General features: G+C 39.7%; 25 protein-coding genes and 1 tRNA gene. 15 read left to right on the forward strand and 11 right to left on the reverse strand.

What is annotated here, in order from left to right:
- The first annotated feature begins 1 nt into the window (after nucleotide 1).
- From IGK85_RS04755 to IGK85_RS04790, 8 genes are all read left to right on the forward strand, one after another.
- A complete protein-coding gene (locus IGK85_RS04755; RefSeq protein ID WP_270288459.1) occupies nucleotides 2-280 on the forward strand; it encodes a hypothetical protein in 279 nt (92 codons plus the stop codon).
- A gap of 14 nt (nucleotides 281-294) precedes the next feature.
- Nucleotides 295-438: a CD1375 family protein gene (locus tag IGK85_RS04760; RefSeq protein WP_176256981.1), complete on the forward strand. Its 144-nt coding sequence runs from the start codon at nucleotides 295-297 to the stop codon at nucleotides 436-438.
- Between the two features lie 67 nt (nucleotides 439-505).
- Nucleotides 506-799, forward strand: a complete 294-nt coding sequence (locus IGK85_RS04765) for a hypothetical protein (RefSeq protein ID WP_010749285.1) — start codon at nucleotides 506-508, stop codon at nucleotides 797-799.
- 1 nt (nucleotide 800) lies between these two features.
- Nucleotides 801-1,046 carry a phage holin gene (locus IGK85_RS04770; RefSeq protein WP_429972177.1) on the forward strand — a complete coding sequence of 82 codons (246 nt, stop codon included), beginning with the start codon at nucleotides 801-803 and terminating at the stop codon, nucleotides 1,044-1,046.
- A 38-nt stretch (nucleotides 1,047-1,084) separates the two neighbouring features.
- Nucleotides 1,085-1,867, forward strand: a complete 783-nt coding sequence (locus tag IGK85_RS04775) for a peptidoglycan amidohydrolase family protein (RefSeq protein ID WP_429972178.1) — start codon at nucleotides 1,085-1,087, stop codon at nucleotides 1,865-1,867.
- 45 nt (nucleotides 1,868-1,912) lie between these two features.
- Complete coding sequence (locus tag IGK85_RS04780) at nucleotides 1,913-2,293, forward strand: transcriptional regulator (protein WP_086317187.1); 381 nt, start codon at nucleotides 1,913-1,915, stop codon at nucleotides 2,291-2,293.
- A gap of 101 nt (nucleotides 2,294-2,394) precedes the next feature.
- On the forward strand, nucleotides 2,395-3,051 hold the full coding sequence (locus IGK85_RS04785) for a peptidoglycan amidohydrolase family protein (RefSeq protein ID WP_156237016.1): 657 nt from the start codon (nucleotides 2,395-2,397) through the stop codon (nucleotides 3,049-3,051).
- A 23-nt stretch (nucleotides 3,052-3,074) separates the two neighbouring features.
- Nucleotides 3,075-3,770, forward strand: a complete 696-nt coding sequence (locus IGK85_RS04790) for a lysozyme (RefSeq protein ID WP_429972179.1) — start codon at nucleotides 3,075-3,077, stop codon at nucleotides 3,768-3,770.
- A gap of 681 nt (nucleotides 3,771-4,451) precedes the next feature.
- On the opposite strand, the gene IGK85_RS04795 is transcribed toward IGK85_RS04790, so the two are convergent.
- The 3 genes from IGK85_RS04795 to IGK85_RS04805 are packed head-to-tail and all read right to left on the reverse strand — an operon-like array spanning nucleotide 4,452 to nucleotide 5,246.
- Entirely contained in the window at nucleotides 4,452-4,733 is a 282-nt protein-coding gene (locus IGK85_RS04795) for a hypothetical protein (protein WP_429972180.1), read from the reverse strand.
- Nucleotides 4,624-4,893 (reverse strand): hypothetical protein, encoded by a 270-nt coding sequence (locus IGK85_RS04800; protein WP_429972181.1) that lies wholly within the window; start codon nucleotides 4,891-4,893, stop codon nucleotides 4,624-4,626. The genes IGK85_RS04795 and IGK85_RS04800 overlap by 110 nt, the downstream gene beginning before the upstream one ends.
- On the reverse strand, nucleotides 4,893-5,246 hold the full coding sequence (locus tag IGK85_RS04805; protein ID WP_429972183.1) for a hypothetical protein: 354 nt from the start codon (nucleotides 5,244-5,246) through the stop codon (nucleotides 4,893-4,895). Before IGK85_RS04805 ends, IGK85_RS04800 begins: the two co-directional genes overlap by 1 nt.
- Before the next feature lie 666 nt (nucleotides 5,247-5,912).
- Between IGK85_RS04805 and IGK85_RS04810 the strand changes: the two genes are divergently transcribed.
- Nucleotides 5,913-6,122 carry a hypothetical protein gene (locus tag IGK85_RS04810; protein ID WP_005237189.1) on the forward strand — a complete coding sequence of 70 codons (210 nt, stop codon included), beginning with the start codon at nucleotides 5,913-5,915 and terminating at the stop codon, nucleotides 6,120-6,122.
- Between the two features lie 61 nt (nucleotides 6,123-6,183).
- Here the strand turns inward: IGK85_RS04810 and IGK85_RS04815 are convergent, their stop codons facing one another.
- The 4 genes from IGK85_RS04815 to IGK85_RS04830 form a co-directional block, all read right to left on the reverse strand.
- Complete coding sequence (locus IGK85_RS04815) at nucleotides 6,184-7,986, reverse strand: glycerophosphoryl diester phosphodiesterase membrane domain-containing protein (RefSeq protein WP_008377797.1); 1,803 nt, start codon at nucleotides 7,984-7,986, stop codon at nucleotides 6,184-6,186.
- Nucleotides 7,987-8,156: 170 nt separating this feature from the next.
- Nucleotides 8,157-8,756: a TVP38/TMEM64 family protein gene (locus IGK85_RS04820; protein WP_005229140.1), complete on the reverse strand. Its 600-nt coding sequence runs from the start codon at nucleotides 8,754-8,756 to the stop codon at nucleotides 8,157-8,159.
- 188 nt (nucleotides 8,757-8,944) lie between these two features.
- Nucleotides 8,945-9,415 (reverse strand): threonine/serine exporter family protein, encoded by a 471-nt coding sequence (locus IGK85_RS04825; protein WP_005237187.1) that lies wholly within the window; start codon nucleotides 9,413-9,415, stop codon nucleotides 8,945-8,947.
- Complete coding sequence (locus tag IGK85_RS04830) at nucleotides 9,412-10,170, reverse strand: threonine/serine exporter family protein (protein WP_008377799.1); 759 nt, start codon at nucleotides 10,168-10,170, stop codon at nucleotides 9,412-9,414. The genes IGK85_RS04825 and IGK85_RS04830 overlap by 4 nt, the downstream gene beginning before the upstream one ends.
- A 277-nt stretch (nucleotides 10,171-10,447) precedes the next feature.
- Here IGK85_RS04830 and IGK85_RS04835 point away from each other — a divergent pair, with 277 nt between their 5' ends.
- Nucleotides 10,448-11,014: a TetR/AcrR family transcriptional regulator gene (locus IGK85_RS04835; protein WP_005237185.1), complete on the forward strand. Its 567-nt coding sequence runs from the start codon at nucleotides 10,448-10,450 to the stop codon at nucleotides 11,012-11,014.
- A gap of 84 nt (nucleotides 11,015-11,098) precedes the next feature.
- Nucleotides 11,099-11,186, forward strand: a tRNA-Ser gene (locus IGK85_RS04840).
- Nucleotides 11,187-11,391: 205 nt separating this feature from the next.
- Here IGK85_RS04840 and IGK85_RS04845 read toward each other — a convergent pair.
- A complete protein-coding gene (locus IGK85_RS04845) occupies nucleotides 11,392-12,051 on the reverse strand; it encodes an Ltp family lipoprotein (protein WP_008377802.1) in 660 nt (219 codons plus the stop codon).
- A gap of 229 nt (nucleotides 12,052-12,280) precedes the next feature.
- Here IGK85_RS04845 and IGK85_RS04850 point away from each other — a divergent pair, with 229 nt between their 5' ends.
- The gene (locus IGK85_RS04850) at nucleotides 12,281-12,469 is read left to right on the forward strand and encodes a hypothetical protein (protein ID WP_008377804.1); all 189 of its coding nucleotides are present in this window, start codon (nucleotides 12,281-12,283) and stop codon (nucleotides 12,467-12,469) included.
- 59 nt (nucleotides 12,470-12,528) lie between these two features.
- On the opposite strand, the gene IGK85_RS04855 is transcribed toward IGK85_RS04850, so the two are convergent.
- The gene (locus tag IGK85_RS04855) at nucleotides 12,529-12,678 is read right to left on the reverse strand and encodes a hypothetical protein (protein ID WP_005229155.1); all 150 of its coding nucleotides are present in this window, start codon (nucleotides 12,676-12,678) and stop codon (nucleotides 12,529-12,531) included.
- Between the two features lie 465 nt (nucleotides 12,679-13,143).
- On the opposite strand from IGK85_RS04855, the gene asnB reads away from it, so the two are divergent.
- Entirely contained in the window at nucleotides 13,144-15,039 is a 1,896-nt protein-coding gene (gene asnB / locus IGK85_RS04860) for an asparagine synthase (glutamine-hydrolyzing) (protein ID WP_008377808.1), read from the forward strand.
- 54 nt (nucleotides 15,040-15,093) lie between these two features.
- Here the strand turns inward: asnB and IGK85_RS04865 are convergent, their stop codons facing one another.
- Nucleotides 15,094-15,897 (reverse strand): Cof-type HAD-IIB family hydrolase, encoded by an 804-nt coding sequence (locus IGK85_RS04865; protein ID WP_005229159.1) that lies wholly within the window; start codon nucleotides 15,895-15,897, stop codon nucleotides 15,094-15,096.
- Nucleotides 15,898-16,158: 261 nt separating this feature from the next.
- Here IGK85_RS04865 and IGK85_RS04870 point away from each other — a divergent pair, with 261 nt between their 5' ends.
- Together IGK85_RS04870 and IGK85_RS04875 are read left to right on the forward strand one after the other, a co-directional pair.
- On the forward strand, nucleotides 16,159-17,598 hold the full coding sequence (locus tag IGK85_RS04870) for an NCS2 family permease (protein ID WP_005237180.1): 1,440 nt from the start codon (nucleotides 16,159-16,161) through the stop codon (nucleotides 17,596-17,598).
- 100 nt (nucleotides 17,599-17,698) lie between these two features.
- Nucleotides 17,699-18,904 (forward strand): multidrug efflux MFS transporter, encoded by a 1,206-nt coding sequence (locus IGK85_RS04875; RefSeq protein ID WP_005231893.1) that lies wholly within the window; start codon nucleotides 17,699-17,701, stop codon nucleotides 18,902-18,904.
- A gap of 47 nt (nucleotides 18,905-18,951) precedes the next feature.
- On the opposite strand, the gene IGK85_RS04880 is transcribed toward IGK85_RS04875, so the two are convergent.
- A complete protein-coding gene (locus IGK85_RS04880) occupies nucleotides 18,952-19,134 on the reverse strand; it encodes a YjzD family protein (RefSeq protein WP_008377814.1) in 183 nt (60 codons plus the stop codon).
- Nucleotides 19,135-19,272 lie beyond the last annotated feature (138 nt).

Here is a 19,272-nt window from a genome sequence, read left to right on the forward strand (position 1 = left end):
TATGTCCGACAATCAAAAAAGATTTTCTGAGTTGTATAAATCACGAGAAGGTGAGTTTAATGAAGAAATGCAAGAACTTTTTAACAAAATCCTGGTAGATGACTTCAAAAACGATCCTCTATTAATGGATGGGTTTATTTACTCACTATATAGCGAGATAACGGAAAAGGAACCCACTGAATTAGAATTATTAAAGCAGGAGAACAAACAACTGCAAGAAGACTCAGAAATGATCCAAACAGCTTTTATGGAACTATCAGACTATGTTTTTTCAAAATAAAGGAGGGATGACACATGGAATTTTCAGCGGTGAAGATGTTATACGCAACACATGTGATTGAAGGAAAACGCACGATTGAAAGCGTTCCTGAAATGTTACGTGAAGATGTTGCAAAAATTGTTGATGAAGCAAAAAAGCCAGAAGGAACCAAAGAATAGGATATGTAGCAGCAGGAGCAATCGGCTTATTAGTCGGTTGCTTTTATTTTAGGAAAGTAGGTGGCATATGTTAAACGTAGGAGAGTTAGCAACTTGGGCGGGTTGGATAATGACGATTGTTGGAATGCTGGCATTTGTAATCAAACCGGTAATGTCTAATTTCACAAAAATTGCAGATAATCTGACTAAGCTTGCGCATAATCTTGATCTATTAACCAGAGATTTAGAAGCAAGTAAATCTGATCGTGTAGCAATTCATGATGAATTAAAGCGACATGATGAGCGCTTGGATAAGCACAACGATCGATTGATTGAACATGGTGAACAATTAAAATCTTTATGGAAAGAAAGAGGGAAGTAATATGAAATTGACGAACAAGCAATATGATTTAGCAAAAAAAGTTTTAACCGTTGGGGTGCCAGGAATCACGGCATTTATCGTAACTTTAGGCGGTTTATATGGATTCTCAACAGAAATCATTGTTGGAACGATCACGGCTGCTGCAACTTTAGCTGGTGTGTTCTTGAATATCGCTAGCAGCCAGTATCAAGATGAACAAAAACCAGACTATGGTGATGGACAGGAGTTTACCAACAAGAAGGAGTAGCTATTAGCTACTCTTTTTAATTTGAAAGGATGATCAACATGAACATTGAACAAATGATTAAATGGATGACTGATCGTGAAGGTAAAGTAATATACTCAATGACAAGTCGCTTAGGACCTAAAAGCTACGACTGTTCTTCTGCAGTGTTCTTTTCCATGATAGCGGGTGGATTTCTGCCTAGTGGATCAATGGGGAACACTGAAACATTGTTTGCAATGTCAGGTACTAAACTGAAAAAAATCAGCCGATCAGAAGTGAAACGTGGTGATATTTTTGTTGCTGGTACTCCTGGTCAATCCAACGGATCAGGAGGCCATACAGGTATTTTCCTAAGCAATAAGAGTTTCATTCATTGCTCATATTATTGGAACGGAATCCATACTGATAGCCATGATTCATACATGAGTACCCGGTTAACGCATCATTTTTATCGAATTGTTGCAACTGGTGGTGTTAAACCTAGCGAAAACAATCCTCAGATGATTCAATTAGCAATCGATGGACAATTCGGCAATGCTACGGCGAGACGCTTGCAAGAATACTTTGATACTGCTGGTAAAGATGGCATTATAAGCCACCAATACAAGCAGAAATTTAATCAGAACGTTTATGCTGCTGAATTCGATAATTCTTTGATCGGATCCAATGTTGTTGTGGCATTGCAAAAGTATTTGGGTGTAACACAAGATGGTCTAATGGGCCAAGCGACTATCAAAGCATTCCAAAAACGATTGGGTACTATGCCAGACGGTATTATTAGTCCTGTTTCGAGCATGGTTTCTGCATTACAGAAAGCATTGAACAACAACAAATTACCTTAAACCAATTTCGCAAATAATTGCAAACCATTGATAGGAGTTGTCAACATGACTAATGAAACCAGGGCACATATTCGCAGCATACTATGGCAATATAAAAAGATCGAAAAAACATTTAAAGAGTTCTCAGATATTATTGCAACAGATAGAAATCCTTATATGGAATACCCATTAGGTGAAGAAAATCCAAGTTGGACAATGAATCAAATTTTATTTTACAAATCATTTTTAAGAGTGGTCAATGGGGTTCTAGAAGATTCAACACTTGATGTTAGAGATATATTTTATGTGAAGTACTACAATGGTCATTCGAAAAAATGTATAGCGGTTGTATCTGCGGAAACTTTTCTAAGCGAGTCTACTATAAAGAGAAGAGATGCAGAATTTATTAATGAAATCGCAAAAAGATTAGGTTGGTTATCGGTTTGACCTCTTTTGATTCATACTTCGATTTATACTGTAAGTGGAAATAGGGAACATGTTTCGAACTCGTGGACGCACGAAATATATTTCCAAAGGAGGCTTTAAATTTGGGTAGTATAAATAATATGATTCAATGGTTTAAAGACCGAGAAGGTAAAGTAAACTACAGCCAAGATGGACGTTTGGGACCTAATAGTTATGACTGTAGTTCCGCAGTGTATTTCGCTTTGATTGCTGGTGGATTTATCCCAGTGGGAAGTATGGGGTGGACCGGATCGTTACACGATACAACTTTACCGCCTATCGCAAAAAAAATTTCACGAGCGGAATGTCGCAGAGGTGACATTTTCCTATCAAAGTATTGGGCAAATGATGGGCATACGGGAGTCTTTTTAGATAACGGCACAATCATTCATTGTAATGCATATGATGATAACATTCGAACAACTGTAGCAGATGGACGAATGGGCCCAGCACCAACTGAATATTATAGATTGAATAATGCAGATGATGAAAATATGCCAGATACAGAAAGTGAGGAAATGTTAATGTGGGTATTTTACCAAGCAAACAAAAATGTACCAGTTCGTTGGTTCAATGGAGAGCATGCATATGCTATCGGTCACGCTGATGAGATGAAAGCAATTCAGCAAATTTATAAAGCGAACACAGGTAAAGATGTTCCATTTTTGACAAATTGGACTGATGCAACTCCTTATCATAATCGTTTGGCCAATGTCTTGAATCGAACACCTGATTTCTAAAATCATCAGGAGGAGGAGAAAGAATGGCTAATGAAAATATGAAACTATCTCAGAATGGTTTTGAGTTGATTAAAAGTTTTGAAGGGTTAAGTTTGACTGCGTACCAAGATGTTGTCGGCGTTTGGACAATAGGATATGGTCATACACAAGGTGTATATGCTGGAATGACTATTACTTTAGAACAAGCAAACAATTTTTTGAAACAGGATATAGACAACCATTTACCCGGTATTTATAAATACGTTACGGTAGAATTGAACCAAAACCAGTTTGATGCCCTAGCAAGTTTTCACTTTAATTTGGGTGTAAATATTTTACAGGGCTCTACACTGCTAACTTATATTAATTCAAAAAATTGGCAAGCAGCAGCTAACGAAATGAAAAAATATGTAAATGGAAATGGCTCTGTTATACCGGGGCTTGTGACACGAAGACAACTTGAAACTGATTTATTTTTAACACCAATAAATGACAATACAGTAAATGAAAGTGAGGAAATATTGATGTGGGTATTTTATCAAGCAAATAAAAATGCGCCTGTGCGTTGGTTTAATGGTCAGCATGCATATGCAATTGGACACGAAGATGAAATGAGAGCAATTCGACAAGTGTATCATGCGAATACAGGAAAAGAAGTCCCATTCTTAACAAACTGGACAGACGCTGCGCCTTATTATAACCGTCTTGCGAATGTTTTGAATCGTAAACCTGATTTTTAACAGCTGATTCGTTCCAGATAAAAAGCTCCTTACTCAAATTAGAGTAGGGAGCCTTTGTTTATTTCCTTCAAAAGTTAATATACTTGCAGTAACCAAGTTTATCCTATAGATTAGTAGGTGCGTGCAATACTCTACGAGGAGTATTAGGCGGTAATGCTTGGGGAAGTGTGCCTAGTACTCTTCGATTTTTTTATTTTAGCATTATTTCAATGTAATAGATATTATTGATTAGAAAATCGTCATAAATTTGTTGAATTTAATTAATAATGGATGTAATGTAGAATCATACCAACCAATCCAATTTTTCATTTGTTTACTTTTCTTTTGGTCCACTCTAGGCAGAATAGGGTGGACTTTTTGTTGAAATAAAAACCATGTTCTTGTAGAATGAAATCATAGCCTTAACCGGGGCTATTTCATTTTATATCTTTTTTCAGGCCACTCTCCTTGAGGGTGGGTTATTTTTGAGCAAAAGTTTTGAATAAATTTTAGATTGCTCATATAATTAATTTACCATATAAAAAAACTTTTTTATCTAATTGAGCCACTCCTACCCGGGAGTGGTTGTTTTTTGTAAAAAAAGCACAGCATATTTTCATATGCCGTGCAAGTGGAACTATGTTCCGTCATCATAACAATCATCATATAGTAATTTACTGAATAGGAAAAGTAATACGCTTATCAAACATTGATATTTTCAAATTCAATCATAATCTTCGTTTTACCAATCACCGAATACTTCTTCACAACAAACTGTTTACGATCGTTATAATCTCCAGCAACCACAATCTTCATTCCCTCATCCACATCGGCTAGGAAGTTCAAACTATGTGCAGCAATCAAGCAATTCTCATTACTCAAAGAGAACCGCACCAAAGGGGTCTTGCTCATTTTCAACACTCGTATCTTCGAAACTACACCTTTCATCGTTTTCACATTGATCGCCTCCATAAGCTTGAACATAATAGCAACAATCTGTTTTGCCTAAAGTGACAGCAACATAAAACTCGACACATCTTGCGCCGAACAAAACTTCCTGAGATTCAGAAATACTGTCCGGGAATTCATTTATAAACTCGGAATAGGATAAATAGCCTTGCTCGTATTGGGTGATGATATTCATCACAAATCAAACCACTTTTTCTCAGAAAAGAAATCTATATTTCGAATTTCACCATATTCTATGAGGGTGGATCCGATGTAGATTCCCAAATCATTATGACCAGACAGAAACCCGGTTATATCAGGCATAAATTTTCCCAACTGAGTGTAATTTAGTTGCACGGCTAACTTTTTGTGTTTCATAAGCGCTTCCTGAAGAAACTTTCCTATTTCTTCTTCATCCATTTCTGGTTTAGGAGGGCATACATAAGCTAACTCTTTTTCAACTCTATCAATATCAGTTGTATGTTCAGACAAGAAGAATCCTATCCACTTTAATTTTTTACGATCCTCATAAGGTTTAATCATTCCCATAATTATCACTCCTTACGAAAAAGTATACGAACGTTTGTTCTCTTTGTAAAGCGAACAGAATTATAAATTTAAAAATTAGAATGGATAGAAACATCAAAAATTTTTGGTGATAGTTTTGGTGATAGTGAATCTAAATATAAGAAAAGTTAGAAACAAAAAATACTAGTAAAAGTACTGATATTAAAGGGTTTTGGTAAATGGGGAACAATAGGAAATGGGGAAGAGGTACAAGAAAAACATGTTCGCCTTACTTGGCAAACCAGGTTTTGAAGATCTTGCAAAAGAATTGAACGAACGTTTATAAATCGACAAAGAAACGCCTTGTGCCAGTTCTGATTGGCTCAAGGCGTTGTTTTATTTTCGCGTTTGTTGTGTTACTCGATAGTTGATCCAAAAAATCAGCGGTCTTCTTTTAATCCCCAAAGCAACGCAGCAGACAATAGTCCAAAGATACAGGTTTGAATAATTGGCATTTGACTCATCTCCTTTTGATTTCCTTTAGTATAAAATGCTTTTTAAGAAGTGGCACGAACAAACCAGTGCGTTTGAACGAACGAAACTGTCATTTCTTGGTGACAAATACGTGATAAATCGAAATAAAACGTTTTCAATTTGATGCTTTTTTGTTATTATATCTTTATGAAAGAAAACGGTTGAGGTGAGGATATGGAGAATATTACGATCGGTGAAAAATATGTCTGCCAACCTGTCGGGGCGAGCAAGCCTGTGATCGGTGTGGTGGAAAAATTATACGTACATACGGCGTTGATCGTCGTTTCAAGTTATGAAGAAGAAGATCAAGCACAAGTAGAAGCTTGTAATCGTCGGATGATCGTCAGTTTCAATAAAATTTGTACGCAAACGAACGTTGCCTAACCAACTAGCAAAAAATGCTGCTCAACGGATCACCGTGAGCAGTATTTTTCTTTGTGTGAGATCAGCCAACGCCAATCACGAAATTCAATAGTTTGTCTGAATAAGTCATGTCTTCTTCCGACAAACTCAACTCTTCATTTAAAATCCCCATTTGGTCAGTAATGATCCCGTCTACACCGTAAAAACGCATTCGGCTGATAGTATCCGCATCATTGGGGGTCCAAACGAACACTTCCTTTCCATCGGTCCGGGCAGAAGCGATGAAGTTGCGGTTGATCGTACTGTATTCCATTGTCAGAAAGTCGGCACTGGTCAGTGGCGGCCCTACGACATTGAAAGGCATGATGTATCCCGACGTCAAGTCAGGCGCCTTCTCTTTTAATTCTTCAACAACTGTATAGGAGAGACTTTGCATGATATGCCCATTTGCAACTAAATCCTCTTGGTATCGGTCTAAGAAGGCATCTACGAGTGCCGCAGTATCTTTTTGTTGGGTTTTGATCTCCACCAGTAATTTTTGGTCCAACTGATTGGCAAGCGCCAAGTACTCGTCAAAAGTTGGAATACGGGCTGTCTGGTTGTTTTCTGAAACCGTCAGTGATTCGGCGTAACTCAAGGGCAATTGCTCGGGTTTTCCTTTGCCGCCTGTCAAAGGCCGGTAAGAAAAATCATGGTAGACAATAAAATGACCATCACTTGTTTGCTGGACGTCCATTTCCACGTAGTCCGGCTGATATTTCTCACTAGTAAAACGTAACGCTTCAAGGGAATTTTGGACCCCTTGTCCGTCGCTTACCCCTCGATGGGAGATCGTTACCGGATGGATCGAAGCAGCTGAGGTCAGATAGTTCATATTATACAGACTAACCCCAACACCAAAAAGTACCGTGACCAAGGTAAACAAGGAACTTTTCAGTCCTAGAAAATGTCGCTGGTTCAATGGTTCTTGGTGGAACCACGAAGGGATCTCTGGTAAAAAGCCTTCATCATCCATGAAATCAACGATGATGTAAAAAATAGCCACGGTCGATAAAATGACATTCAGTAACAAAATAAACTGCAAGAAAGTCATAATAAAAACAGCACTATACAACGCATAGTCCGGTGTAACAACTTCAATCACCGCTTGAAGGGTAATCAGCAGCGTGAAGCCCAGTGTTGTGATCAACAAGATACTACCACCGATAAAGACAAATTGACCAACGATGGCAAAAAAACGGCGTTTTGTTACTTGGAGGCTTTCTTTGATCGCTTTTCGAAAGGGCAGATCACGTAAAATCATTTCCGGTAAGGCAAAGATCACGCGAATCCCCAAGTAAATCAACAAAACATAAACCAAAAGCACTGCCCCAATGATCAAGACACGATTGGCAAAAATAAAGTCCATGATAAAAGCAGGGATTTTGATTTTTGCGAGTAAATCCGAATTAAAACTCAATCCACCGATGGGTAAAATCAGTAAGAAGTAAAAAAGGAAAAATAAAAAGGTCATCGGCCGTAATTTGCGCAATTGCAAAATAGTCATTCGTAACAATTGCCGCAAGCTGATGGGCTGCTTCTTTTTGATAAAATAGACACTCAGCAGCAAGAAAGTAAATTCAAAAAAGACGGCTAATAAGATCAAAAGCAAAATCAGGGTTAATGAGAGCAACACAACAGGGTGATCTGTAAAGATACTACCGATATTATCGAAAGAAAGGTAAGGCAAGCCGCCGCGCTTTAAGACGAACTTGGTGGAAGCCGATAATATCGGGATCACTAAGAACAACAAGGCACCGTGCATCAATAAAACATCACGGAAGTAGGCATTGCTGTCTTTCAAAAAATCCCACGTGTTGACTAAGCTGTTTTTTAAATAATTCATGGTCGTCATCCTAACAAAGTAAGTATTGTGGTTCAATTTATTCTAGAAAGGCGGTAAAAAAGAGCCGAACAGTTTTAGAAGCACATTTGCCACAGGCATAGTTCCCTGTTTGAAAAGCAGCTTCTTTACGTTCGGCTCGCTGAATTGATCGTTTTTCTTACATATGATTCTTATCCGCCTAACAAACCAGTTAAGAATGTTCCACCGTAAATCAATGCCATACTGTACAAGAAAATTGAAGCAGGTTTTGCCAACAAAATAATCAACGTAAATTTCTTCACTGTCATGTTGGTCAAGCCAGCCATTAGACAAAGGGCATCATCTGGGGCAACCGGTAGAAAGATTGCAAGGGCGAAAAGTTTTTCAAATCGGCTTTGGTTGTCTAACCAGCCGATATATTTATCGTAAGTTTTGTCACTGATCATACTTAAAATGAATGGTTTACCGTATCGTCGGCCAAGCAGGAAAATAATGACAGAACCAATACTGATTCCTACATAGTTATAAACGAATCCTAGATAAGGACCGAAAATCAAGACACCTGCAGCGCTGGAGACACCACCGGGAATAATCGGGATTACTACTTGCAAGATCTGCAATAGGATAAAGACGATTGGTCCTAAGATAACGGAATTTCCAACTAGACCTCGCAGTGCATTAATGTCTTTGAAAACACCTAGATTGATAAAATAGATGGTTAACGCGATCGATAAACCTAAGCCAATAATAGAAATCGTATTAATGATACGACGAGAAGTTGCTATGCTCACAGGACTTCATCTCCTTTATGTTTCATAATCTCACTATACGGGGTGGGACCAGAAAAATCCAGTAAAACAAATGACAAACGTCAAACAGTTTTGTAAGGTATGCCCTTATTATAAAAGAAGTCCGAAAAGAAAACATTGTACTAAAGTCTGAAATAAGAAAAATTTATAGTTTCTGCGCGCCAATAGTTTCAGGAGATTTTTTTATCTGGATGACGTTTTTTTGTGCGTTTCACTTGCCAGCGATTGACGATCTTTTCAACCACACTCGTCATCATGAACCCGCCGGCAATCGCCCCAGCGGTGATGACAACGATCATCAGATTTTCAAAACCGACAAAGTTGTCGCCCAAAGCGAATTCTCGAACGGCTTTGTAGGCAGGCCCACCCGGTACGAGGGGAACGAGGCTGGGAATGTTAAAAATGATCATGGGCATTTTTTTTCTGCGGGAAAAAAAGATGCTGACGCAACCGACGGCAAATGCGGCTAAGAAGTTGGCACTGCCTAGACCGTAGCCAATCGTTTGCAATGACCAATAGATCATCCAGCCAACCGTTCCAGCAATGCCTGTGGCAACTAAGGCTCTTTTAGGAATATTGGTCAAGATGCCGAAGGTTACAGTGCTTAAGAAGCTGAAGGAAAGGTGAATAAAAATCGTCATGAGATCCCTCCAAATAATGTGAAGACCGTGGCGATGCCGACACCGATCGCGGCAGCAGTAAAGATGGCCTCTGTTCCCCGAGCTGTGCCACTAATGAGATGGCCCGCCAAGATATCCCGAAAGGAATTGGTGATTGCTACACCAGGAACTAAGGGCATGACGGCACCGATAATCAAATTATCGACGTTTTGTGCGATATGAAGAGAGACCGCTAAGACAGACAAAGTACCGATCAGTAAGGAGGCACAAAACATATCCAAAAAGCGAATGTCGATCAGTTTCTTGACCCAATACGCACACAAAAAGCCAAGGCAGCCAATGCCGAAGGTCGCTAGAAAGTCAAACCAAGCACCGCCAAAAATAATCATTAAGGTACTGCTGACCACGCCAGCACTAAGAACCTGTAGCCAGTAAGGAAAACTTGGTGTTGTCTGATTGACCTTTTTTAATGCCTCATGCAGTTCCGCTAAGGAAAGTTTCTTTTCCGCATAGGCGCGAGAGAGCCCATTGACGGCAACGATTTTTTCGAGATTGATGACTCGATCATGAACATTTTCTACTTGTGCATAGTGGCTACTGCGTAAGCCCATAAAAAGTCCAGTTGCTGTTACATAACTAATACTCCCTTGCTCTCCAGCGTTTGCCGCAATTCGATTCATCGTATCTTCCACGCGATACACTTCTGAGCCGTTTTCCATCATGATTTTCCCTGCTAATAAGCAGGTCTCCAATAATAGCTCTTTTGATTCAGCCATTTCCAAACCCCTTTTTCAATCGAATTTGCGTGCTACACTCCTAGTGTACAATTTCAGCGAGTTTTCAACAAGAAAGAAAAGTAGATTTGAAAAATAACTAGAACGCCATCCGTTGGATTTTTTGTGATAAATGAAAAAAGCAGAACATTTCCTATTACTAAACATTCGTTTTTAGTGAACAAAGTGAATAGAAATAAGATAACGGAAGGAGTGTTTTATTTTTAAAAAATGAATATCTCGGTTACAATTAAATAAATATAAAAAGGGGGATTTATTGATGCGAAGGAAGGTCTATACAAGAGAACACATTTTGAAGGCCGCTTATGAACTGATCAATAGAGAAGGTTTTGGCAACTTTACGGCCCGGAATATCGCTAAGCACATGGGAATTTCTACTCAACCAATTTATCTTGAGTTCGAAAATATGCAGGACTTAAAAAATACCTTGGTGGAGGCTGTTTTCAAAGATTTATCGGAAAATGTTTTTCCAGTCGTTCGAACAGGAGACAAACTTGTTGATTTAGGCCTGAATTATATACGCTTCGCGCAAGAGCAGCACAATCTCTACATCGCCCTTTTTATCGACGACTACGGCGGTGGGAAATTGATGCATGATTTTTCATCCACCTATTTCAAATCCTTGATCAAATCAGAAGAAAAATATGCAGATCTATCCGAAGATGCGATAAATGCACTACATAATGGCGCATGGATCGTTGTGACTGGTTTGGCTTCCTTAATGTCGGCGGGTATCATCACACCCACCGATGATCAGATCATCAAAATCATCAACGAGACGATCGAAGGCGTAATCGAAAAGAAAGAAAACTATATTTTCGATTAAAGAACAAAAAATCTGTATCCATTTCCACTTTGGATGCAGATTTTTCTTGACATTTTTTGTAAAACTAGCGAAAATAACTGTTATGGAGAGTTGGCAGAGTGGTAATGCAGCGGACTCGAAATCCGCCGACCCGGTTCATCCCGGCGCGCAGGTTCAAATCCTGTACTCTCCTTATACCAACGCTTTGGAGCGTTTAGCCTATCTTTCGAGATAGGCTTTTTTGTTTGTTGTGGGCAGAAGAATATAAATGACTGCCGAGGTTGATCGATAACCATCTGAAAAGCGATTAACCTACACTCGGTCTAGAAAACAGCATAATTGTTCCGTCAACTTGCCGATATCTTTTTTGCTTGTGGTCCTGCAACAAACGAAAAGAATCAATCGGGCAAACGTGCTAAGGCGTATTCAATTTGTTCAGAAGTAAAGCCTTCAAAGGAAAGTTGGCTCGCCACACGCTCATCCGATAAGGATAAATTTTGCGAGTAGCGAATCGCTTTTTTCAATGCTTGCTCGTTCCAATCGGCATCCACGGTGGCTACGGCAAAGTCTGCTGCGCTCTCAGAAAAATCTTCATAGAGTAGTTGGCGTTTTAAGCTCGACTGAGAAAACGCATTGCTGGATAAGTATCTTTCTGCACGATTCAGTGCATTTCTTTCTTCACGAGAAAGTTCAGGTGTATGTTGCTCGTTGTTCGCGGGTTCTTCTTGTTGTGCGCTACTTGCTTCGTTGTTGCCAGCTTTTTGTTCTCCTTGTGGTTGTTCCATGGAAGCAGCGGCATCGCCAAAGGATTCGCTTTGCCTTGATTCGTTACGTAAAGAAAGGCTTAATTGCGCAGTGATGCTATCGAAAGATGTCACATCTTGGTAGAAGGACAAGCCACCATAAGAAAACAAGGCAATAAAAGCGGAAGCGACAATGATCAAAACGTTTCGATCTCGTTTTGCATTTTGTTTTACAAGCCCAATATAAAATAAGACAATGCCAAAAACAAAACAGAACAATCCAATGAAAAACAAAATGGCGAAAAACGTAGCCATAAAAATTCCTCCTAAATAAAAGTCTCCTGAAAAGACAATAGTACTATGTTCTGTACCAGAAAACAGATTTGTCTTTTCATGAATAGAGGAAAAGGATGATTTGACAAATGTAACGTGTATGCTATTAATGGATCATTCATAAGTATTAAAGGAATGACGCTCAAGAATGACTAGTGAAATAGATGGTAAACTTAATAAAAGCACAGTTGTATCAGTAGGAGGCAAGAAGATGGATTTTGAAGAAAAAGATTATTTTATGCGTTATACAAAAGTTGCGGCACAGGGATTGAGTAAGTTTATTACGCAAGGATCTGTTGATGAAATCTTACAGCTAGATGAACAGCAAAGTGGACAGAAGCAAGAAGTGGATGCTGCAAAAGACAAAAGCGAGCCAAAAAACAAGAAAGCACCTAGCTAATTATTTCCTTAGCGAGGTGCTTTCAGTACGAATCGGTATCCTTCATTTGGATAAACTCCTTATGCAGTTTTTTTCAATTCTTGTACAGCTTGCTCGATCGTAATTCCAGTCGCAAAATGATTCGCATCTTTTTTATCGAAAACGATAAATAAATTCAATTTGGTATCCAGAGTTACACGATATTGTAGATCTGTGTTATAGAATGTCATAGTCATTCTCCTTTCTTAAAACTTGTCATTGAAAGGCAACGGTTAGTTGATAACGAAATTCCATAGTTAGAATAACACTTTTTTTCACAATAGTCCAATAAAACTATCAAACGAACAAATCTGACTGATTATTTTCAGGAAATCAATGCTGAGAATGGCAGCAAAAGAAGTTTGCTGGAGTCAGTAAATTCGGGAAAAGTATCTTTGTATATTTTCAGAAAAATAGAATTCATAAAAAATTTCTTAAGAATTTTGAGGATAGCTATTTTCTTAGATAACAAATTTGTAAGATTGAGAGTATGAGATGATTGGAAACCTTGATACCATAAGGTTTATCTTCAAATTGTGTTTTGTGCAAAAATATATTGATTGTATTTTTTTGAAAAAGAGATCGTATCTCTTGAATTCTATGGTATTATTTACTTTAGAAAAATGAAAATGGATTATGAAAACGGATGTGAAAATATGTGCGGAATTGTCGGCTTTGTCAATTCAAAAGACCAAAAAGAAATCATTATTGAACGCATGATGGACCGGATCGTTCATCGCGGACCAAACAGTTCAGGGAAATTTACCGACGACCGAGTATCATTAGGGTTTCGTCGTTTATCGATCATCGACTTAGAAGGTGGCTCACAACCAATTTTTAATGAGGATCGAACAAAAGTAATCATTTTTAATGGTGAAATTTACAACTTTCAAGTATTGCGTGAGGAATTGATCCAAGCAGGTCATGTCTTTTCTACCCATGCGGATACCGAAGTAGTCTTACATGGCTATGAAGAGTGGGGCATTGATGTGTTGCAGCGCCTGCGGGGAATGTTTGCTTTTGCCATCTGGGATACTCAAAAACAAGAGCTTTTCGGCGCGCGGGATCACTTTGGCATCAAACCGTATTACTATGCGCAAATGAACGGCAGTTTCATGTTTGGCTCTGAAATCAAAAGCTTTTTGCCTCATCCAGATTTCAAGAAAGAACTAAACCAGGAGGCGTTGAAACCTTATTTGACGTTCCAATACTCGCCTTTGAACGGAGAAACCTTCTTTAAAGGCGTTCATCGTTTGCAAGAAGGGCATTATTATCTGTTTAATGAACAGGGATTGACGATCAAGCAGTACTGGGATGCAGATTTTTCAGTGAAAGAAAATCATTCAAGAGAAGAATGGGTCGATAAAATCGATCAAGCAGTCCAAGAATCAATTGCCGCTCATCAAATCAGTGATGTTGAAGTCGGCTCATTTTTATCCAGTGGTGTCGATTCAAGTTATGTGGCCTCGGTCTTGCGCCCAGATCACTCATTTTCAATTGGGTTTGATGACAAAACCTACAACGAAGCGATCGAAGCCCGCAAATTGACGGAAAAGCTCGGCTTGAACAACACAGCAGCGGTCATCGATGGTGAAATGTCCTTTGAGGCATTTCCGCTGATTCAGTATCACTTGGACGAACCGGATTCTAACCCAAGCTGTGTCCCTTTGTACTTTTTAGCCAACCTAGCAGCACAGCAAGTGCGGGTCGTTCAATCTGGGGAAGGGGCAGATGAATTATTTGCCGGTTATGCTGCCTATGGCTTCCACACAAACTCTAAAGCGGTTCGCGTTTTTGCCCAAGGCTTGAAAAAACTGCCGCAAAACATCCGCTTTCGTTTAGGGCGTCAAATCGGCAAAATGAAAAACTTCCATGGTCGAATTCATCTTTATGAAGCAACGGCACCTGCCCAAGACTTCTTTATCGGGCAAGCCCTGGTTTTTGAAGAAGAGGAAGCACTACAGCTTTTAAAACCAACGTATCAAAAAGGACCATCTGTTGCTGAAATCGTTGCGCCTCATTATGAGAAAGTCAATGGTCTCAAAGACGAGGTCAACAAGATGCAATATTTGGATCTTCATCAATGGATGCCGAAGGATATTTTGTTAAAAGCAGACAAAATGTCCATGGCGAGTTCTTTAGAATTACGGGTTCCGTTACTGGATATCGAGATGCAAAAACTGGCGCAAACGATCCCGACGAAATATTTGATCAATCAAAACAATACGAAAGATGTGTTTCGACAAGCGTCAAACCGTCATTTGCCAAAAGAATGGGCAAACCGTGAAAAGCTAGGCTTTCCTGTACCAATCAAGGCATGGCTGAAAGAAGGAACAGGGTATGAAGCAGTTAAAGCCCTTTTTGAGTCAGACTTTGCAGCAACCTTCTTTGATCAAACAGCGATTTTGCAAATGCTAGAAGACCATCGCCAAGGAAAACCGAATCTTCAGCGAAAAATCTGGACGATCTTTACATTCTTGACCTGGTACAAAGTATTCTTTATTGATGAATCGATTCCCGAAGCCAAAGAAATCGTTTATGAAACACTTTGATTTGAATATGGAAGCAAAAAAAAGCTGATGCGGACAATCCCGCATCGGCTTTTTTTATAGACCTAAATATTTTTCCAAGTAATCGACCATTCCATCTTCCGCATTGGTTTTGTCAGTAACATCATTGGCGATTGATTTTAATTGTTGCGTGCCATTTGCCATAGCAACGCCCCAACCCGCATAATCCAGCATCTCCAAATCATTGTGTTCATCACCAAAAGCGATGATATCTTGCCGATCCAAAGACAAAGAATCCGCGATCACCGAAAGACCAAGTGCTTTATGGACCCCTTTTGGTACGATCTCTAAGATGGCTTGAGGCCCGCCCCACGTGCGAACATCGACTGCATCGTCAAATTGATCCTTGATACGTAAAGAAACAGATTCTGCTAATTCATTTTCGGTTTTCACCAGTAATGAAGTGGGATCCGTTTTTAAATTTGCTAATAGATTTTTTTCGGAAGCATTACCCGAAAAGAAAAAGTGTTGATCAAATCCGCTTAAATCATCAATGAAAAAGGTTTCGCGATTTTCTGCTGCGACAAATGTCAGCCCCAATTGCTCTTTTTGTGCCATGAGCTCAAACGCAATTTCTCGAGAGATCGAGTGCTCCATTTCATTTGCCCATACTTGTCGAGGTTTATGGACCAACCCACCGTTAAAATTGACCATTGGTGTTGTGAGCGCCAATTCTTTATAGAATTGATCGCTCATACGAAAAGGTCTTCCTGTAGCGATGGTAACAAAGTGTCCCGCTTTGGTGGCGCGAACCAGTACCTCACGTGTGCGAGGGGAAAGTTGGGATTCAGTATTTAAGGTTGTGCCATCTAAATCAATGGCGATGATTTTTGGTTTCAAAAGACTCGCTCCATTCTCTTATGGTAGTGGCTTAAGTGTAACATATTTCTGTCATTTCACAATACAAGTAAGTTTTCGATAAGTTTTCATAATAGTTATAAAGCAAAACACGAACATTAAACGTTTTTGGTTCGTTTTATTCGGAAAAAGGTTTGAAAAGCGAAAATTATTCCCTTATAATTTGTAATTGTTCGATGAAAAGCGCAATTATTCATTTTTTCTTTTCATAGAAACGATTAACGTTCAGGAGTGAAACATAACATGGAAAAGTTTTTCAAATTAAAGGAGAATAAAACGACGGTTTCCACAGAAGTGATGGCTGGGGTCACCACCTTCTTCGCGATGAGTTATATTTTGTTTGTGAATCCGACGATTTTATCTGCTGCAGGCATGCCGTTTCAAGCTGTTTTCTTAGCAACGATCATCGCTTCAGTGATTGGTACCCTGATCATGGGCTTATTTGCAAATGTGCCTTACGCGCAAGCACCTGGAATGGGACTTAATGCATTCTTCACCTTTACCGTCGTTTTTGGTTTGGGGTATACGTGGCAGCAAGCATTAGCGATGGTTTTCATCTGCGGCTTGATCAACATTTTTATCACGGTCACTCGTATCAGAAAAATGATCATCCATGCGATTCCAGAAAGCATGCAGCATGCAATTGGCGGCGGGATCGGGATCTTTGTGGCTTATGTAGGGATCAAAAATGCCAACTTGCTAAACTTCAGTGCAGACACTGCCGCAGTGACTGGTTCAGTTGTCGACGGTGAGACGATCGTGAGTGCCAATTTTAATGGAGGGATCGTCCCAGCTTTGGCGAATTTCAATAATGCACCTGTTTTGTTAGCAGTGATTGGTTTAGTAGTGACTACTTTATTAGTGGTGAAAAATGTTCGTGGGGCAATTATTTTTGGTATTTTAGGAACGACGATCATCGGTATTTTGATGGGTGTGGTGGATTTAAGTGCCATTGATTGGCACGGGAATTCATTAGGAAGTTCCATCAGCGAACTAGGAATCACATTTGGCGCTGCGTTTGGCTCTGAAGGAATGGGCTCACTATTCAGTGATTCTGCCAAAATCCCTCAAGTAATCATGACGATTTTAGCGTTTAGTTTATCAGATGTCTTCGATACGATCGGTACATTTATCGGAACCGGACGTCGTACAGGGATCTTTTCGAAAAAAGATGAAGAAGCGGTTGAAAACAGTAATGGGTTGAATACGAAGATGGATAAGGCTCTTTTTGCAGATGCCGTAGCCACTTCTGTAGGGGCCATCGTAGGGACCTCAAATACAACGACTTATGTGGAATCAGCAGCTGGCATCGGTGCTGGTGGACGCACGGGCTTGACTTCCGTTGTGGTGGCAGCACTCTTTGCGATCAGCAGTATCTTTTCTCCACTGATCTCAATCGTTCCCGCACAAGCGACAGCACCGGCATTGATCTTGGTTGGGGTAATGATGATGGCTTCTTTTGCGGACATCAAGTGGACTGATCTAGAAGAAGCAGTTCCAGCCTTCTTCGCGTCCATTTTTATGGGCTTGTCTTACAGTATTTCAAATGGGATCGCTGTTGGTTTCATTTTCTATGCATTAGTGAAAGTAGTGAAAGGAAAAGCCAACGAAGTGTCTCCGATCATCTGGGTCGTCAATGCGTTGTTTATCCTGAACTTTGTCATTTTGGCTTTGATCAGTTAAGTTTAATGATGAAAATCTTTCTGTATTTTAAATGCAGAAAGATTTTTTATTTGATTATTACTCACGATACGGTATAGTATTTGTGAAAGAAGGTTTGTAAATGAAGATTGATTGGAAACGAAATCTACTGATTTCATGGGTAGGTTGTTTTTTTACGGGTGCCAGTTTTAGTCTTGTCATGCCATTCATTCCCTTATATATAGAAGAGTTAGGCGCTCCAGAGAGTCAAATTGAGTTGTTTTCTGGATTAGCAATCTCAGTAACGGCGTTTGCGGCGGCTATCATTGCTCCAGTTTGGGGAAATCTAGCAGACCAAAAAGGTCGTCGTTTAATGATGATTCGCGCGGCTGCGGGGATGACAGTGACGATGGGTTCTTTGGCTTTTGTACCGAATGTCTATTGGTTATTGATCATGCGTTTCTTTACCGGAATTTTATCGGGGTATATTCCAAATGCGACTGCGTTGATCGCTTCGCAGGCGCCTCGAGAAAAAAGCGGTTGGGCGCTTGGGACATTGGCTACAGGAGCCATCGCAGGGAATTTGATCGGTCCATCGATGGGTGGGGCGTTGGCGCAATGGTTCGGTATGAAAAATGTTTTTATCATTACTGGTGTTGTGCTGCTAATTACGCTCTTGCTTACGATTTTTCTCGTTCAAGAAGATTTTGAGCCGGTTGAAAAGGGCGATTTGCTGTCCATCAAAGAAATTTTTGGTCAAATCAAAAATATGCAGCTACTTGTCGGTTTGTTTATTACTTCCCTGATTTTACAGCTAGGTGTAACGAGTATCAGCCCGATCCTCACGTTATATATTCGTGATCTAAGCGGGAATAGTGGCAATATTTTGTTTGTCAGCGGATTGATCGTCTCTGTTGCTGGTGTTTCGGCAATCATCTCTTCGCCATTTTTAGGCAAAATCGGTGATCGTTACGGCAATCACAAGGTATTGTTAGGCGGTTTATTGCTGTCATTTTTCTGTTTCATTCCGATGGGCTTTGTCTCCACACCGTTTCAGTTGGGCGTGCTGCGCTTCTTGCTTGGTTTTTCGACGGGTGCGTTGATGCCGTCGATCAATACACTGATCAGCAAGATCACCCCGATGGAAGGGGTCAGCCGCATTTACAGCTACAACCAAATGTTCTCTAACTTTGGGCAAGTGTTAGGTCCGATGGTGGGCTCAACGGTGGCAGCTGGCTTTGGTTATCCCGCCGTCTTTTGGGTAACTAGCGGGTTTGTACTGATCAATATTTTTATCTCAGGATTTAATTTCCGTAAAAGCTTGCGTAAAACGGACATCAGTGAATAGTTGAAAAGAAAAAAAAACCAGTTACAATAAAGGTAACTGGTTTTTTTTTAATGGCTTGTCTTTTCAGGCGCTGGTGCGATAATACCAACAAGAATGATCACCACACCTGTGACCAAAGAGATGATTGAAGTTAATTGAAAATCATAAGTTGCTCCAGCAAGTGAGCTGCCTAGATAGCCAACGACTTGACCTAATACAAAAGTCCAAAATAAAGTGACTAGGTAACGCATGACGACACCTCTTTTCTGCGTATCTTCCATTTCGACTTTAGTTTATCACAAAAATATTTATTGTAAAGATTTTCACTTTTTCATTTTGTTTTTCAAATCTATTTACTAGCAGAAAGAAAGAGAATTTTCATTTTTGGA

It is taken from the genome of Enterococcus sp. AZ015, assembly GCF_050499225.1.
GTDB lineage: Bacteria > Bacillota > Bacilli > Lactobacillales > Enterococcaceae > Enterococcus_D > Enterococcus_D entomosocium.

What these genes read in the sequence shown, in the direction of transcription:
- IGK85_RS04755 (WP_270288459.1), top strand. Translation starts at nt 2, where the DNA reads ATGTCCGACAATCAAAAAAGATTTTCTGAGTTGTATAAATCACGAGAA.
- IGK85_RS04760 (WP_176256981.1), top strand. Translation starts at nt 295, where the DNA reads ATGGAATTTTCAGCGGTGAAGATGTTATACGCAACACATGTGATTGAA.
- IGK85_RS04765 (WP_010749285.1), top strand. Translation starts at nt 506, where the DNA reads ATGTTAAACGTAGGAGAGTTAGCAACTTGGGCGGGTTGGATAATGACG.
- IGK85_RS04770 (WP_429972177.1), top strand. Translation starts at nt 801, where the DNA reads ATGAAATTGACGAACAAGCAATATGATTTAGCAAAAAAAGTTTTAACC.
- IGK85_RS04775 (WP_429972178.1), top strand. Translation starts at nt 1,085, where the DNA reads ATGAACATTGAACAAATGATTAAATGGATGACTGATCGTGAAGGTAAA.
- IGK85_RS04780 (WP_086317187.1), top strand. Translation starts at nt 1,913, where the DNA reads ATGACTAATGAAACCAGGGCACATATTCGCAGCATACTATGGCAATAT.
- IGK85_RS04790 (WP_429972179.1), top strand. Translation starts at nt 3,075, where the DNA reads ATGGCTAATGAAAATATGAAACTATCTCAGAATGGTTTTGAGTTGATT.
- IGK85_RS04795 (WP_429972180.1), bottom strand. Translation starts at nt 4,733, where the DNA reads ATGTTCAAGCTTATGGAGGCGATCAATGTGAAAACGATGAAAGGTGTA.
- IGK85_RS04800 (WP_429972181.1), bottom strand. Translation starts at nt 4,893, where the DNA reads ATGAATATCATCACCCAATACGAGCAAGGCTATTTATCCTATTCCGAG.
- IGK85_RS04805 (WP_429972183.1), bottom strand. Translation starts at nt 5,246, where the DNA reads ATGGGAATGATTAAACCTTATGAGGATCGTAAAAAATTAAAGTGGATA.
- IGK85_RS04810 (WP_005237189.1), top strand. Translation starts at nt 5,913, where the DNA reads ATGGAGAATATTACGATCGGTGAAAAATATGTCTGCCAACCTGTCGGG.
- IGK85_RS04815 (WP_008377797.1), bottom strand. Translation starts at nt 7,986, where the DNA reads ATGAATTATTTAAAAAACAGCTTAGTCAACACGTGGGATTTTTTGAAA.
- IGK85_RS04825 (WP_005237187.1), bottom strand. Translation starts at nt 9,415, where the DNA reads ATGACGATTTTTATTCACCTTTCCTTCAGCTTCTTAAGCACTGTAACC.
- IGK85_RS04830 (WP_008377799.1), bottom strand. Translation starts at nt 10,170, where the DNA reads ATGGCTGAATCAAAAGAGCTATTATTGGAGACCTGCTTATTAGCAGGG.
- IGK85_RS04835 (WP_005237185.1), top strand. Translation starts at nt 10,448, where the DNA reads ATGCGAAGGAAGGTCTATACAAGAGAACACATTTTGAAGGCCGCTTAT.
- IGK85_RS04845 (WP_008377802.1), bottom strand. Translation starts at nt 12,051, where the DNA reads ATGGCTACGTTTTTCGCCATTTTGTTTTTCATTGGATTGTTCTGTTTT.
- IGK85_RS04850 (WP_008377804.1), top strand. Translation starts at nt 12,281, where the DNA reads ATGGATTTTGAAGAAAAAGATTATTTTATGCGTTATACAAAAGTTGCG.
- IGK85_RS04855 (WP_005229155.1), bottom strand. Translation starts at nt 12,678, where the DNA reads ATGACATTCTATAACACAGATCTACAATATCGTGTAACTCTGGATACC.
- asnB (WP_008377808.1), top strand. Translation starts at nt 13,144, where the DNA reads ATGTGCGGAATTGTCGGCTTTGTCAATTCAAAAGACCAAAAAGAAATC.
- IGK85_RS04870 (WP_005237180.1), top strand. Translation starts at nt 16,159, where the DNA reads ATGGAAAAGTTTTTCAAATTAAAGGAGAATAAAACGACGGTTTCCACA.
- IGK85_RS04875 (WP_005231893.1), top strand. Translation starts at nt 17,699, where the DNA reads ATGAAGATTGATTGGAAACGAAATCTACTGATTTCATGGGTAGGTTGT.
- IGK85_RS04880 (WP_008377814.1), bottom strand. Translation starts at nt 19,134, where the DNA reads ATGCGTTACCTAGTCACTTTATTTTGGACTTTTGTATTAGGTCAAGTC.